A 15,643-nucleotide genomic window follows, 5' to 3' on the forward strand; every position below is an offset into this window, starting at 1 on the left:
ATTCCTCTTACATGCGAAAGTCAATAGGAATATTTACTTAGAAATCAATCGCGCGGCCGTTGATTTCATAGTCGCCGAAGCGGGAGGGTTCCGCCCCGCCCCGTCCGCCGATCTCTGGCGGCAGTTCGGCGGGCTTGACGTTCTTGCGACGTTCCTCGGCTTCGGCAAGCGCACGCATGGCAGCAGGGGAAAGCATCTTGCGTGGCGGCTCGGAGCCTTCGGAAACCGGGGTTTCCACATTGTCGTTATCGGCCGTCTGCATGCTGCACTCCCGCCTAAAAATATTGAAAATGGCTGGCGAATAACCAAATCATAGTGCGTCGGCGCCAGGATTTAAAGCATCGCGTCGCAATCAAGGAGATGGAGACCTCTGATGAACCTTGTGCGTACTGCCATGTTGCTTGCCTTCATGACGGCGCTTTTCATGTTTGTCGGCTTTTTGATCGGCGGCCGGGGCGGCATGATGATCGCCTTTCTGATCGCTGCCGGCATGAATTTCTTCTCCTACTGGAATGCCGACCGGATGGTGCTGTCGGCCTATCGGGCACAGGAGGTCGATGAGCGCAACGCGCCGGAATTTTTCCGAATCGTGCGCGATCTAGCCCGTAATGCCGCTCTGCCCATGCCGAAGGTCTATCTCTATGACAGCCCTCAGCCGAATGCCTTTGCGACCGGCCGCAATCCGCAAAATGCTGCTGTTGCCGCATCGACCGGCCTGCTGGCAGCTCTCTCGCCGGAAGAGGTTGCGGGCGTGATGGCGCATGAACTTGCTCACGTTCAGAACCGCGATACACTGACCATGACGATCACGGCTACGCTTGCCGGTGCGATTTCCATGCTCGGCAATTTTGCCTTCTTCTTCGGTGGCAATCGCGAAAACAACAACAATCCTCTTGGCTTCATCGGCGTGCTCGTCGCGATGATCGTTGCGCCGCTTGCGGCCATGCTGGTGCAGATGGCGATCAGCCGTACGCGCGAATATTCGGCCGACAGGCGTGGTGCTGAAATCTGCGGCAACCCGCTGTGGCTCGCCTCTGCGCTTGGGAAGATCGCTCGCGGCGCAGCACATGTGCCGAACTATGATGCGGAGCGCAACCCGGCCACCGCGCACATGTTCATCATCAATCCGCTCTCCGGCGAGCGCATGGACAACCTGTTTTCGACCCATCCGGACACCGAAAACCGCATCGCTGCCCTGCAGGAAATGGCGCGCGGAGGCTTCGACGTCTCGACGCAGCCGGTTCGCGCTGTTAATCCGACACGCAAATCGCGATCGGTCCCGAATGCCGGTTCTGGCCGCGGTGACTCGCAACCGCCAAAGGGTCCGTGGTCTTGAATTCAGACGGCAAGAAGAAGCCAGTTCATAAATATAAGCCTTCCGCAGAACGCTCAGCGCCAGTGCCGGTAAAACCCGGCCTGCCGGCGCGCGCGGCGGCTGCGAAGATCCTTGCGGCCGTCGTCGACAAGAAACTGCCGCTTGATGGCGCGCTGGATCACGAGCATGGAAATCCAGCCTATAAGGTGCTTGGGGAAAGTGATCGTGCGCTGGTACGCGCCATCCTCAACACCACGCTCAGGCATCTGCCCCGCATCGATGCCGCCATTGCCTCGCTGCTCGAAACGCCGTTGCCGGAAGGTGCTCGAGCTTTGCATCATGTGCTTGCCGTTGGTGCCGCGCAGATTCTCTACCTTGACGTTCCCGATCATTCCGCCGTCGACCTTGCAGTCGAGCAGGCCAATCAGGATCCGCGCAACCGCCGTTTCGCTAAGCTCGTCAACGCCATCCTGCGCCGTCTTGGCCGCGAGAAGGAGCACATTCTCGCAGACATCGCAGACATTCCGCCGATGCCGATGTGGTTTATCGAGCGGCTTGAAAAAGCCTATGGGAAAGAGCTGGCTATTGCCATTTCCGAATCCCAGCTTGAGCCGGCCGCCATCGATCTCACCGTGAAATCCGATGCTGTAGGCTGGGCGGAACGCCTGAACGGCACGGTACTTCCAACCGGCGGCGTGCGGCTTTCCGCTTTCGAGGGCGGTATTCCCTCGCTTGATGGATTTGAAGAGGGTGAATGGTGGGTTCAGGATGCGGCAGCAAGCATCCCCGCGAAGCTCTTCGGCGATCTCACCGGCAAGCGCGTCGCCGATCTCTGTGCCGCGCCGGGCGGCAAGACCGCGCAGCTCATCCTTGCCGGCGGTAAGGTGACGGCGATTGACCAATCCGAAAACCGGCTGAAGCGCTTGCGCTCCAACCTTGAGCGGCTTGGCCTCGAAGCCGAAACGGTCGCGGCGGATCTTACGAAATTCGAACCGTCCGAGCGCTTCGATGCGATCCTTCTCGATGCCCCCTGCTCGTCGACGGGCACGACCCGCCGGCATCCCGACGTGCTCTGGACGAAGGGTGCCGAGGATATCGCCAAGCTGGCAGCACTTCAGGAACGTCTTCTGCGCCATGCCGTTACGCTTCTCAATCCCGGCGGCTTGCTCGTCTTCTCCAATTGTTCGCTCGATCCGCAGGAAGGCGAAGAGGTCGTCGAGCGCGTTCTCGAAGATGTGAAGGGTGTTGAACGTGTGCCGATCGATGCAGGAAAATGGCCCGGTATGAGCCAGGCGATCACACCGCTGGGCGAATTCCGCACGCTTCCCACAATGCTGGATATGCCTGACGGTTTTGCGTCCGGCCTCGATGGTTTCTATGCAGCAGTGCTCAGACGCAACTGACGATTATTATATTCTAATTTCATCACAAAATAATACATCGTGGGTAATGAAATCGGTTTTGATTCATCTATTCTTAACCACGAGGGTCAATAGACAATTGATATGCAGTCCGGTCGGCGTCTTGCGAGCATGTATGTTCGGGAAGCTTGGCGGCGCGGTACGCGCCGTGCCGCACTTCTGCGTTTGCGCTTTTCCCGCCATGCCATATCGGTGCCGGAACGCCTGATCGTAGCGCCGACGGATCTGAGAGGCATCGATTCACACGTCGCGGAAGAAATCATAGACGGCCGTTTTCCGCTTGCCGGACGTATGCTGGAAACAGGCGGAAAATCCCCTTTCACATTGACCCTCCCATCGCGCGCTTTCGCAGTCAGGCTCCACAGCTTTGGTTGGCTGCGGCATATGCGGGCCAATAAGAGCGAGCGCGGTTCGGCCGTCGCTCGTATGATCGTCGATAGTTGGCTCTCGATTCACGGAGGCCGGATCGAAGGCATCGCCTGGGAGACCGATGTCGTCTCGCAGCGCGTCATTGCTTGGTTGTCGCATTCTCCGGTTGTCCTGCAGAATGCCGATCGCGGTTTCTATCGCCGCTTCATGAAGTCGCTTGCCTTCCATATCGGCTACCTGCGCCGTATGGCACCCTATTCGTCAGGCGAAGTCCGCTTCCGCCTCCGCATCGCGCTCGCCACAGCCTCTGTTGCCATGCCGGTGCGTGCCGCGACAGTGCGGCGGGCAGCTCAGGCGCTCGACCGCGAATTCGATAGCCAGATTCTGCCTGACGGAGGTCATATCTCCCGCAACCCGCGCATCGGGCTGGAGTTGCTGCTCGACCTGCTGCCGCTGAGACAAACTTACGTCAATCTCGGCCACGACCTGCCGCAGAAGCTGATTTCGGGTATTGACCGTATGTATCCTGCCCTGCGCTTCTTCCGTCATCAGGACGGCGATCTGGCACTTTTCAACGGTGCGACATCCACGCTGGCGGATGAGCTGATGTCCGTGCTGCGCTATGACGAGACGGCGGGCCAGCCCTTCAAGGCGCTGCCGCATTCGCGCTATCAGCGACTTGCGGCCGGCAAAACGGTGATCATTGCCGATACCGGACCGCCCTCGCCCGGCTGCTTCAGAACAGCCCATGCAGGCAGTCTCTCCTTCGAAATGTCCTCTGGTCGTTACCGTTTTATCGTCAATTCAGGATCACCGAAATTCGCCGGCCAGCGTTATACCCAGATGGCGCGCACCACGGCTGCCCATTCCACTGTGGTCCTGAACGATACGTCCTCCAGCCGGTTCTCTCCTTCGGCTTTTCTGGCCCATATGATGACGGAGCCGGTGGAAACGGTCATCGCCGAGCGCGTGGAGACCGAGGACGGTCGTGAAGGCATCAAGGCAAGCCATGATGGCTATCTCGATGCCTTCGGTGTCATCCATGAACGGGAGCTGACGCTCAATGCCGCCGGCTCCATCGTGACCGGTATGGACCGTTTCGTCGCCGATGACCGGTATCACAGCGAAGGTCCATTGCGGGCGGTTGCCCGCTTCCACATCCATCCATCCATCGTGCCGCGGCAGAACGACACGGAATCCGTGCTGCTGACGGCGCCGGATGGTGAAAGCTGGTTGTTTTCCTCGCCGGGCAACGAGGTGCTGATCTCGGAAGATATTTTCTTTGCCGACAGCGCCGGCATCAGCAGTTCGGACCAGATCGAGATCGACTTCGATTTGGCAGAGAAACCTGAAATTCGCTGGTTCTTATCACGCAAGGGCTAAAGCATTTCCGTTTTCTCTGAACATGGAAATGCTTTCGCTCTTTGCTTTTGTGCAATTCCGAACGTAAAACCGATGCACACTTTTGCTGGAATTGCTTCGGCGGCTGTTTGCGCCGGCTCCAAGCTGTGATAACGCGGCCCCATCAAGCGTCCCTTGCCCGGATGTCTCCCGAAGCCCGAACGGAGAAGGTTCATGGCCGTCATTTCCAAGAAAATCCCCGCCCCTGACAAGGTCGAGATCAAGACCGCGCTGCTCTCTGTCTTCGACAAGACCGGCATCATTGAACTTGCCCGCGCCCTTTCTGCGCGTGGCGTGCGCCTGCTGTCGACCGGCGGCACCTACAAGGCGATCGCGGCCGAAGGACTTGCCGTGACCGACGTTTCCGAAGTGACGCAGTTTCCGGAAATCATGGATGGCCGCGTGAAGACGCTGCACCCGAAGGTGCATGGCGGCCTGCTGGCAATCCGCGACGATGCCGAGCATCAGAAAGCCATGAAGGCTCACGGCATCGACGGCATCGATCTTCTGGTCGTCAATCTCTATCCCTTCGAGGATGTGCGCGCGGCCGGCGGTGACTATCCGACAACGGTCGAGAATATCGATATCGGCGGCCCGGCAATGATCCGCGCTTCGGCCAAGAACCACGCTTATGTCACCGTCATCACCGATCCGGCCGACTATGCGGAGCTGATCGAGCAGCTTTCGGGCGATGCCGGCAAGACGGTTTACGCGTTCCGCCAGCGCATGGCGGCCAAAGCCTATGCCCGCACTGCCGCCTATGACGCTGCCATCTCCAACTGGTTTGCCGAGGCGTTGTCGATCGATACGCCGCGTCATCGCACTATTGGCGGCGTGTTAAAGGAAGAGATGCGCTACGGTGAAAACCCGCACCAGAAGGCTGCCTTCTACGTGACGGGCGAAAAGCGCCCGGGCGTTTCGACAGCCGTCCTGCTGCAGGGCAAGCAACTCTCCTACAACAATATTAACGATACTGATGCGGCCTATGAACTCGTGGCCGAGTTCCTGCCGGAGAAGTCGCCGGCCTGCGCCATCATCAAGCATGCCAATCCCTGCGGTGTCGCGACCGGTTCAACGCTTCTCGAAGCCTACAAGCGTGCGCTTGCCTGCGATTCCGTCTCGGCTTTCGGCGGCATCATCGCACTGAACCAGACGCTCGATGCGGCGACGGCCGAAGAAATCATCCAGCTCTTCACCGAGGTCATCATCGCGCCTGACGTCACAGATGAAGCGAAGGCGATCGTCGCCCGCAAGCCGAACCTGCGCCTGCTCTCAGCCGGCGGCCTGCCGGATGCGCGTGCGGTCGGCATCACCGCCAAGACCGTTTCCGGTGGCCTGCTCGTCCAGAGCCGCGACAATGGCATGGTCGAAGATCTTGAACTGAAGGTCGTGACCAAGCGTGCACCGACGGCCCAGGAGCTCGAAGACATGAAGTTTGCGTTCAAGGTCGGCAAGCATGTGAAGTCCAATGCCGTCGTCTACGCCAAGGATGGCCAGACGGCGGGTATTGGCGCCGGTCAGATGAGCCGCGTCGATTCCGCCCGCATCGCGGCGCTGAAGGCCGAGGAAGCGGCCAAGGCGCTCGGCCTTGCCGTTCCGATGACGCATGGTTCGGCGGTCGCCTCCGAGGCGTTTCTGCCTTTCGCAGATGGCCTGCTGTCGATGATTGCCGCCGGCGCCACCGCTGTGATCCAGCCGGGCGGCTCGATGCGCGACCAGGAGGTGATCGACGCAGCAAACGAACACAATGTCGCGATGGTCTTTACCGGCATGCGCCATTTCCGCCACTAAGCGAAACAGCCAATTTGTCCCCCGGTCTTGCGGGCCGGGGGAACCCGTTACGTGCGATCCGCCGGATAGGGCGTCCGGATCAGCAGCACCAGGCCTCCGGCGAGAAACAGGATCAGCGTCGACATGCCGAGATGCGCCGATCCGGTCAAATAGGTCACGATCGAAAATAGCAGCGTCGCCATGAAGCTCGTGGCGCGGCCCGAGAGCGCATAGATGCCAAAATAGCGGCCGGCCTCCTCGATGCTGACACTGCGCGCCAGATAGGAGCGCGACGAGGCCTGCACGGGTCCAAAGGCAAGGCCGATCAGCAGGCCGTAGAGGATATAGGCCTTTTCGGCAGCCGTGCCGAATAGCCCGCCACTATCGGCATTTGAAAGCGGCATCGATCCGAAGAAGGTGTAGCCGGGTCCGGTAGAGATGATGCCTATTGTCGCCAGCAACAGCATGGTGAGGCTGATGATGACCGTTGTTTTCGAGCCGATGGCCCTGTCGATACGTCCGGCAATCAGGCAGCCGAGGATCGCGACGACGTTAAGGATGATGCCGTAGATGCCGATCTCGATCGTCGCCCAGCCAAACATGCCGGCAGCGAAGGCGCCGCCGAGGATCAGCAGGCCGTTGACGCCATCCTGATAGATCATCCGTGCGATGAAAAAGGACAGGATACTGCGGCGCGTCTTCAGTTCGCCGAGCGTGTTGCGCAATTCCCTAAGACCGAAGCGCACGGCAAAGGCAAAAGGCAGGCCTTTGCGGGCATCCGGGGTGAAGAAAAACATCGGCAGGATGAAGATCAGATACCAGACGGCCGAGATCGGCCCGGTGATGCGCGCATCCTCGCCCGTATGAGGGTCGAGGCCGAAAAGCGGATCGAGACCCAGAATTGTCTTGCCGCTATCCGGACTGCCGGCCAGCAGCGCCACGACGCCGATCAGCACGATCATGCCGCCGAGATAGCCGAGGCCCCAGGCAGTGTTGGAAAGCCTGCCCACTTCATCCTTGCCGACGAGGCGCGGCATCATGGAATCGTTGAAGACGATAGAAAATTCTGCCGAAATCGAGGCGAGGATCATGAAGATGACGGGATAGATGACCGGCGAGCCGGGTGCCGCGAACCACAGGCAGCAGAGGCTGACGATCTTGATGACGGCGAAGAAGGCGATCCAGGGTTTACGTGCGCCGGACTGGTCGGCAATAGAGCCCAGTATGGGGGATAGGATGGCGATGATGATCGAAGAGATCGTCGCCATATTGCTCCACGTCGTCTGGGCGGTAACCGGATCAGCCGTTAGCCGCGAGACGAAGTAGGGGCCGAAAATGAAGGTGGTGACCACGGTGAAGAAAGGCTGGGCTGCCCAATCGAAGAGCATCCAGCCCCATATGCCCTTCTCCGTGGCTTTCGGCGGCTGCGTTCCTGTCCAGTCAATGCGATTCAAGCGTCCGCTCCTTTTTGGGGCGGACTGTCTCATCTCGCCCGGTCGCGCGCAAGGTCGGTCAGGATGCCCGCGGCAACAGTGATGCGGGCGAGGTTCGGGTCTGCGCCATCACTGAGGCTCGCAAGTTCCTCGACGATACGGTTGATGCGGATCCTGTCCTGCGCATGCCAGGCCTGGACCGGCTGCTTTTCCTTGCCGTGATCGGAAAGTGCGGAGATCACGATATCGCGACGGGCGCTGGCGATCTGGTCGATGCTGCGGGCAAGGGCGAGGTTTTCGTAATGGTCGGAGGTGATGATGCGGTTACCCGCGGCAAGCAGCCGGCCGACGCGGAAGGTCCGGGTGACGGCAAAGTAGTTTTCGGCTGCACGCGGCAGCGCCTCGTCGGTCCGTTCAGCGATCTGCATAATTTCCGGCACGAGGGCGAGGGTCGGCAGGGCTGCAATTTCGGCGGCCAGTTTTTCCGGCAGGCCGGACTGCTGGAACTCCTGCTGGCGCGCTGAGACTTCGGTTGCCGCCTGCTCGGCAAAGGCTGGTTTGAGTTTTTTCAGGGCAGCCTGCAGCCGGCTAATGATTTCAGCCATGCCGCCTCGAGTCATGCCGGTCTTCAGCAGTAGACGTGTCAGCACGATGAAGCTATTGGTGATTTCCTCGTAAATCCGGTTCTGGACCTCGCCGGAAACCTTGTTGTCCAGGGCATCTGTTTCGGCCCATAGCCGGTTGAGATCAAAGCCGTCACGGGCGACGATCGCAGCGCGCACGACCTCAGAGGCAGAGGCCGCTGTGGCATCCATCATGCTCACGGCAAAGCTCGGCCCGCCGCGGTTGATCGCCTCATTTGCGAGGACAGTCGCGACGATTTCCCGCTTCAGCCGGTGAGTGTCGATGTCGAATGCGTTCGACTTCTGCATCTTGGCCGGGAAGTAGTTGAAGAGCGTGCTGACGAAATAAGGGTCATCAGGTAATTCACTGGCGATCAGCGCATCGAAGAGCACGATCTTGGCATAGGAGAGCAGCACGCCGATCTCGGGGCGCGTCAGCGGCCGTCCGGCCGTGTAGCGTTCGGACAGCGAGGCGTCGTCGGGAAGCGTCTCGACCTTGCGGTTCAGCTGGCCGGCTGCTTCCAGCACGCTCATGAAACGGCCGAGTTCCAGGCCGTTTGCCGTTCCCTTGCGAGATGTCAGCGAGATCGCGAGGGACTGCAGGTAGTTGTTGCGCAGCACGAGGCCGGCCACTTCGTCGGTCATACTGCCGAGAAGCTGGTCGCGTTTCGCCCGGCTGAGGCGCTGTTCATGCATGGCGTTTGCCAGCGCGATCTTGATATTGACCTCGACGTCCGACGTGTTGACGCCTGCAGAGTTGTCGATAGCATCCGAATTGCTGCGTCCGCCCTTCAGGCCATAGGCAATGCGGCCCTTCTGCGTAACGCCAAGATTGGCGCCCTCGCCGATTACCTTGGCGCGTACCTCGTCGGCCGTAATGCGGATCGGATCGTTGGCGCGATCGCCCACTTCCGCATCAGTTTCCGACGCTGCCTTCACGTAAGTGCCGATGCCGCCAAACCAGAGCAGGTCGACCGGGCTCTTCAGGATCGCCGTCATGATCTCGAAGGGCGTGGCGACCGCCTTGTCGATGCCGATTGCTGCCACAGCCTCCGGCGTCAGCGTAACCGATTTTGCCGAGCGCGAGATGATCATGGCGCCTTTCGAGAGCACGGACTTGTCGAAGTCCTGCCAGCTCGAGCGCGGAAGATTGAAGAGGCGCTGGCGCTCACGAAGCGTCTTTTCCATATCGGGATCGGGGTCGATGACGATATCGCGGTGATCGAAAGCGGCGACCAGCCGGATCTTCGGCGAAAGCAGCATGCCGTTGCCGAAAACGTCACCCGACATGTCGCCGACGCCGGCAACCGTAAAGGGTGTCGTCTGGATATCGATGTCCATTTCGCGGAAGTGGCGTTTCACTGTTTCCCAGGCGCCGCGGGCGGTGATGCCCATCTTCTTGTGGTCGTAACCGGCCGAGCCGCCTGACGCAAAGGCGTCGTCCAGCCAGAAACCGGCCTCCTGGGCGAGCGCGTTGGCGGTGTCGGAGAAGGTTGCCGTGCCCTTGTCGGCCGCGACGACGAAATAGGGGTCGTCGCCGTCGAGACGCACCGTATTGTCAGGCGGGAGGATATAGGCGCCGGAGATGTTGTCGGTGATGGAAAGCAGTGTACGGATATAGGTCTTGTAGGCTTCACGACCTGCGTTGAAGATCTCTTCGCGGCTGCCACCGACCGGCAGTTTCTTGGGATAGAAACCACCTTTTGCGCCGACGGGGACGATCACGGCGTTCTTGACTTGCTGCGCCTTCACGAGACCCAGAACTTCGGTGCGGTAGTCCTCGGCGCGGTCCGACCAGCGCAGGCCGCCGCGGGCAACGCGGCCAAAGCGCAGATGCACCCCTTCTACTTCCACACCGTAGACGAAGATTTCGCGGAAGGGCTTCGGTTCCGGCAGGCCATCGACCAGGTGCGGGTCAAGCTTGAAGGCAAGCATCGCCTTCGGTGTCCCATCGGCATTGCGTTGGAAATAATTGGTGCGCAGCGTTGCATCGACGATATTGACATAGCGGCGCAGGATACGGTCGTCATCCAGGCTCGGCACGTCGGCAAGCTCGGCTTCGATTGCCTGATGCAGTTCGGCGAGTTTCTTGATACGCGCCTTTTCCGACAGCTTCGGATCGAGCGTGTCGCGGAACAGGCGGAAGATCGAAGCGGCGATAACAGGATATTTGTCGAGGGTGGTTGCGATATAATCCTGCGAATAGGCGATGCCGGCCTGGCGCAGATAGCGCGCATAGGCGCGCAGCACACTAACCTCGCGGGCCGAGAGACCGGCCGACAGAATCAGCCGGTTAAAGCTGTCATTGTCGATCGTGTCGCTGAAGGCTGCGACGAAGGCTTCTTCGAGCGGTGCGCCAAAACGTGCGAGGTCAATGTCCGCACCGCTGCGAGCCTCGAGTTCCATGTCGTGCAGCACGACGATGTTGATGGCGCCGTCGGCGGCCGGAACTTCGATATCGAAGGTCCGTTCACTCAGGACGTTGAAGCCCAGGTTTTCGAGGAGAGGCACGCGGCGTGACAGCGGCAGTTGTTCGCCGCAATGGAAGATCTTCAGCGACAGGATGCGGCCGCGTTCATCGTCGTGGCGATAGTAGAATTCGATGCGGATCGGCTCGCCGGCGGCGCATGCGGCTATGTCGGGCAGATCGCCAACCGCTTCATCCGGCGTGAAGGCTTCCTGGAAGGCGTTGCTGACGCCGAGCTTCGGCGCCTTGGGGCCAGCGAGCATCTCGAAGCGGCTGTCCCAGCGCGCGGTGATCTGGCGGATCGTCTCCTCGAGCTTGGCCTGAGGGATGCGTGGCGTCTTACCGCCGGAGCGACCGATGATGAAGTGCACACGCGCGACGCCACCTTCCGGGAAGGCCGGGTAATAAGCGGAAACGCGGCCGTCATAGACGGTCTTCAGGTAGGCACCGATGCGTTCGCGTACGATCGAGTCATATTCTTCGCGCGGCACGAAGACGATGACGGAAACGAAACGGTCGAAATGATCAATGCGCGGTAGGACACGCACGCGAGGGCGGTCGACCAGATCGTTGATCTGCTCGGCGAAGCGTGCAAGCAGCGTGGTATCTATCTGGAAAAGATCGTCACGTGGATAGGATTCAAGCGTGTTGTCGAGCATGCGGCCCGAGTGGCTCATCGGGTCGAAGCCGAAATGCTCCTTCACCTTTTCAATCTTGGAGCGCAACAGCGGGATTTCCGTGGCCGACGAGGTATAGGCGGTCGAGGTGAAGAGGCCGACGATGCGCAGCTCCCCTGTCACGTTGCCCTGTGCGTCGAAACGTTTGACGCCGACATAGTCCATGTAGGCGCGGCGATGGACCGTGGACTTCACATTGGCTTTGGTGACGATCAGGAAGTCCGGACCATCGAGGAAGGCGAGAATCTCCGGCGTCGTCGTCACGGCGTCCTTGCCGGTGCGCAGAACCAGCACATCGGGGTTGGAGAGAATGCCAAGACCCGTTCCCTTGTCACGTTCGACCTTCGCATCCGGTCCCTTTCCGGAATAGACGTAATCGCGCATGCCGAGGAAAGTGAAATTCTCGTCGCGCAGCCAGGTCAGAAAGGCGACCGCCTCATCACGGTCGGCCTTTTTGCGGCTGGCATTGTAGTTCGAAAGCTCTGTAATCACCTCGTCGACGCGCGACAGCATCGGCTTCCAGTCGGAAACGGCAAGCTCCACCTGCTCGAGCACTGCCTTGATGCGCTTGATGAGATCGGCGGCCTGAGAGGCGGCGAGCGGCGAGACATGAAGCTGGATATGGCTGACCCGTTTTGCCGGATCGCTCGGCACATCAGCGGAGTAAAGTTCCGGAGCCTTGCCGTCTTCCATGATCAGGATCGGGTGAACCGCCATGTAGATGTCGCGATGGGTGCTGGTCACCTCGCCCATCACGGATTCATAGAGGAAAGGCTTGTTGTGATCGGTCACCGAGAGAATGGAGACTGCGATGCCATCGGGGTTGACGTCGGCGATCGTATCGATGCTGACGCGCGCCGTCTTGCCGTTCCAGGCGGCGAGTTCGGCTGCCGAATGCACGGCGGAAAGCGCCAGCATTTCCGGTGTGTAGAGTTCGAGGTCGTCGCTACTGGCCCGGCCGAAGAGGATTTCGGGGTCGAGATGGGGTTCGCCGGTCGCAGCCGCGATCTTGCGCGCGCTTTCGATCTGCTTTTCCCGTTTCGGATTGTTTCTGGCAGCCATGGATCACCCCCCGATTTGTTCTGATATGGGCAAGTTAGCAGAAGGCTCTTCGAAAGAATCTTTAAAAAAGGGCTTCGAAAAGTAGTTTTCGTGCTTTTTTGACTATGCTGGCGAGAGATTTCGAAAGTTTTTGGGTCGTTTTGTGTCGGTGGACGGCAAAGCGTCCTTATCCGGCTTTCCGCCCCGCCGCACATTTCCACGCTCGCGTGAAGAATGGTTGACAGCGCCTCGTCAAAAAGATCATCAACGGCGGTCAAAATTCGGATTCGGATACTATGTCGGAAAACGCAGCAGGCGCAGTTATCGTCATTTCCAGCCATGTCGTGCGCGGATCGGTCGGAAACCGTGCTGCGGTCTTCGCGCTGGAAACGCTCGGCCATCAGGTCTGGGCGCTGCCGACGATCGTGCTGCCCTGGCATCCCGGTCATGGCCGTTCGACACGGCTTACCTTCGCCGAGGCCGATTTCGAGGCGGCGATCGACGATCTCATCCGCGCACCGTGGATCGGCGAGGTCAAGGCCGTCCTGTCGGGCTATTTCGGCAATGCGGCCCAGGCTCGCTCTGTTGCGAAACTCGTTGCGTCCTTGCGTGAGAAGGACCCAGAACTGCTCTATGTCTGCGACCCAGTCATGGGCGATCTTGGTGGCCTCTACGTGCCGGAGGTAACGGCCGAGGCGATCCGTGACCACTTGATACCGCTTGCCTCGCTCGCAACGCCGAACCGCTACGAGCTTGCCTGGCTTTCGGGCGCTGCGCTTGATGATAACAGTGCGGTCATGGAAGCTGCACTCGCGCTCGGCCCTTCGCGCATGCTGGTCACGTCGGCAGTGCCGATGATGACGGGCAGCACCGGTAACCTCTATCTCTCCGGGAAACATGCCCTGCTTGCCGAACATCGTGTCGTCGAGAACCCACCGAATGGCCTCGGGGATTTGCTCGCGGCTCTCTTCCTGTCCCGCCTGCTTTCGGGAATGGAGGACGAAAAGGCGCTGCAGTTGGCGACCGCAAGCGTGTTCGAAGTGCTGGCGCGCGCCGTCAAGCGCGGCAGTAGCGAACTGATGCTGGCAAGCGATGCTTCGAGTCTTTCGACGCCCATGGCAATGGTGCAGATGCGTCACCTCCTCCATCCTGCCCAACGGCGGAAAAAATAGGCCCCACGCTTTGCAGCGCAGCATTGATCTTGGCTCACGCGCGCGTTAATCCAGGGGCATGATGAGCTTTCCCAACTCCCTTCTGGCTGGTTATCGCAACTTCATGAGCGGGCGCTATGCCGATGCCCGCGATCGGTATCGGCAGCTTGCGGAAAACGGGCAAAACCCGACAACGCTCGTCATTGCCTGTAGCGACTCGCGCGCGGCCCCCGAACTGATCTTCGATGCAGGGCCTGGTGAACTCTTCGTTATCCGCAACGTTGCCAACATGGTTCCGCCTTTTGAACCGGACGGCCATTTCCATTCCACGTCGGCAGCACTCGAATTCGCTGTGCAGGCCCTGAAGGTCAAGAATATCGTCGTCATGGGTCATGGCCGCTGCGGCGGCATTCGCGCAGCACTCGATCCCGATGCCGAGCCTTTGTCGCCGGGCGATTTCATCGGTCGCTGGATGTCGCTCGTCCGCCCGGCCGCCGAACAGATCGGCAGCAACGACGTCATGACGCAGGCCGAGCGGCAGACCGCGCTGGAGCGGGTCTCCATCCGCAACTCGATCAGTAATCTCAGGACTTTTCCTGATATCAAGGCGCTCGAGGAAGAAGGTAAGCTGGAGCTTCATGGCGCCTGGTTCGATATTTCGACCGGCGAGCTCTGGGTGATGGATTCTGAGACACTCGACTTCATCCGTCCCGAAATCTGGGGATAGACCGCTTTATCGGTCTTTTAAGATATTCCAATAAGCTCGCTTGTGGAGTGCTACGCGCGCGGATTGGTCATGAATTTCGAAGTGGTGAAATTCAAGAATACAAGTAGGGCAGTGCCGGTCGCTATCCTGCTGCCGTTCGTCTTGAAGGAGTGGTGTTGATCCGCTCCTCACTCATGCAGTAGGCACGCGCTCGAAAATAACCATCTCTTTGCCGATGTTCTTGCCCGTGCCGCATTCGCATGCGGCGCCGTATCTTTTTCCTACTGGACGTCTCTTCAATTGCCGTCGATCTGCTGGCCGATATAGGCGATTGCCTGCTGATAGACCGTTGCGGCGTTCCAGCCCTGGATGGCTACGAAGTTCGGTTCGCCCGGCTGGTAGCCGGCGCCGGCACGCCAGCCATGGCCCTTGAGAAAATTGGCGGTCGAGGCCAGCGCGTCGGCTCGGGAACCGACCATGTCGACGCGGCCGTCACCGTCACCGTCAGCGCCGTAACGCACCACGTTGCGTGGCAGGAATTGCGTCTGGCCGATTTCGCCATGGGCAGCACCTCGGGCTTGCGGGCTGAGATAGCCTTCCGAAACGAGCTGCAAGGCTGCATAAAGCTGGTCTGTGAAATATTCCGAGCGGCGGCAATCATAGGCGAGGGTAGAGACTGCGGACATCGTATGCTGGTTGCCCATATAGCTGCCGAAGCCGGTTTCCATGCCCCAGATGGCGATCAGCGGACCGGCCGGAACGCCGAAGCGGCGCTCGATCGAGGCGAAAAGAGCCTGGTTGGCGGCTTTCATCGACCGTCCGCGAGAGATGATGGCGGCACCGCCGCGCTTCTTCATGAAAGCATCGAAGGATAGTTTGAAGCTCTTCTGGCCGCGGTCGGCCGAAATCGTCGGCTTGTTGTAGCTGACATTGGCGAAGGCGCGGCTGAGGACGGACTGGCTCACACCATTGGCTGCCGCCGTCTGTTTGAAATCGGCAACCCAGGCCTCGAAACCGGCACTGGTGTTACCGCACTGGGCACCTTGCGCGAACGCCGGTACCGCATGGAGGACGCCCATTGCCGCGGCGGCCGCCAGAATCAATTTTGTCATGCGCATTGAGAAACCCCGCTCTCGATCTGCATAGCTTTCGGGCCGGGCAAGAGAATGCCAGTCACCGGCGATTTTGTCACGGTCGCCTTTTAGCGAACGCTTATACGGCGGTATTTGCCCGAAAAAGCCCCACTCGTCGAGCAGGGCTTTAGCATAT

At 59.9% G+C, this 15,643-nt stretch carries 11 protein-coding genes; 6 read left to right on the top strand and 5 right to left on the bottom strand.

Annotated features, from left to right (window positions below):
• Positions 1-37: 37 nt before the first annotated feature.
• A complete protein-coding gene (locus FHT87_RS30690; RefSeq protein ID WP_183734571.1) occupies positions 38-262 on the bottom strand; it encodes a DUF1674 domain-containing protein in 225 nt (74 codons plus the stop codon).
• Between the two features lie 111 nt (positions 263-373).
• Between FHT87_RS30690 and htpX the strand changes: the two genes are divergently transcribed.
• The 3 genes from htpX to FHT87_RS30705 all read left to right on the top strand — a co-directional run bounded on the left by htpX (position 374) and on the right by FHT87_RS30705 (position 4,488).
• Positions 374-1,336 (top strand): zinc metalloprotease HtpX, encoded by a 963-nt coding sequence (gene htpX / locus FHT87_RS30695; protein ID WP_183734570.1) that lies wholly within the window; start codon positions 374-376, stop codon positions 1,334-1,336.
• Positions 1,327-2,718 (top strand): RsmB/NOP family class I SAM-dependent RNA methyltransferase, encoded by a 1,392-nt coding sequence (locus FHT87_RS30700; protein ID WP_183734569.1) that lies wholly within the window; start codon positions 1,327-1,329, stop codon positions 2,716-2,718. The genes htpX and FHT87_RS30700 overlap by 10 nt, the downstream gene beginning before the upstream one ends.
• A 102-nt stretch (positions 2,719-2,820) precedes the next feature.
• Positions 2,821-4,488, top strand: a complete 1,668-nt coding sequence (locus FHT87_RS30705; protein WP_183734568.1) for a heparinase II/III family protein — start codon at positions 2,821-2,823, stop codon at positions 4,486-4,488.
• Here FHT87_RS30705 and FHT87_RS30710 read toward each other — a convergent pair.
• Positions 4,485-4,682, bottom strand: coding sequence for a hypothetical protein (locus FHT87_RS30710; protein ID WP_183734567.1), 198 nt, complete (start codon positions 4,680-4,682; stop codon positions 4,485-4,487). The genes FHT87_RS30705 and FHT87_RS30710 overlap by 4 nt on opposite strands.
• Here FHT87_RS30710 and purH point away from each other — a divergent pair.
• On the top strand, positions 4,681-6,297 hold the full coding sequence (gene purH, locus FHT87_RS30715; RefSeq protein ID WP_183734566.1) for a bifunctional phosphoribosylaminoimidazolecarboxamide formyltransferase/IMP cyclohydrolase: 1,617 nt from the start codon (positions 4,681-4,683) through the stop codon (positions 6,295-6,297). The two genes, FHT87_RS30710 and purH, sit on opposite strands and share 2 nt — an antisense overlap.
• A gap of 47 nt (positions 6,298-6,344) precedes the next feature.
• On the opposite strand, the gene FHT87_RS30720 is transcribed toward purH, so the two are convergent.
• Together FHT87_RS30720 and FHT87_RS30725 are read right to left on the bottom strand one after the other, a co-directional pair.
• Positions 6,345-7,730, bottom strand: a complete 1,386-nt coding sequence (locus tag FHT87_RS30720) for an MFS transporter (protein ID WP_246698186.1) — start codon at positions 7,728-7,730, stop codon at positions 6,345-6,347.
• Positions 7,731-7,759: 29 nt separating this feature from the next.
• The gene (locus FHT87_RS30725) at positions 7,760-12,538 is read right to left on the bottom strand and encodes an NAD-glutamate dehydrogenase (RefSeq protein WP_183734564.1); all 4,779 of its coding nucleotides are present in this window, start codon (positions 12,536-12,538) and stop codon (positions 7,760-7,762) included.
• A 275-nt stretch (positions 12,539-12,813) separates the two neighbouring features.
• Here FHT87_RS30725 and pdxY point away from each other — a divergent pair, with 275 nt between their 5' ends.
• Positions 12,814-13,689, top strand: a complete 876-nt coding sequence (pdxY, locus tag FHT87_RS30730; RefSeq protein ID WP_183734563.1) for a pyridoxal kinase PdxY — start codon at positions 12,814-12,816, stop codon at positions 13,687-13,689.
• 58 nt (positions 13,690-13,747) lie between these two features.
• Positions 13,748-14,395, top strand: a complete 648-nt coding sequence (locus tag FHT87_RS30735) for a carbonic anhydrase (protein ID WP_183734562.1) — start codon at positions 13,748-13,750, stop codon at positions 14,393-14,395.
• 275 nt (positions 14,396-14,670) lie between these two features.
• On the opposite strand, the gene FHT87_RS30740 is transcribed toward FHT87_RS30735, so the two are convergent.
• Positions 14,671-15,492 carry a lytic transglycosylase domain-containing protein gene (locus FHT87_RS30740; RefSeq protein WP_183734561.1) on the bottom strand — a complete coding sequence of 274 codons (822 nt, stop codon included), beginning with the start codon at positions 15,490-15,492 and terminating at the stop codon, positions 14,671-14,673.
• Positions 15,493-15,643 lie beyond the last annotated feature (151 nt).

Source organism: Rhizobium sp. BK316, assembly GCF_014193695.1.
Classification (GTDB): domain Bacteria; phylum Pseudomonadota; class Alphaproteobacteria; order Rhizobiales; family Rhizobiaceae; genus Rhizobium.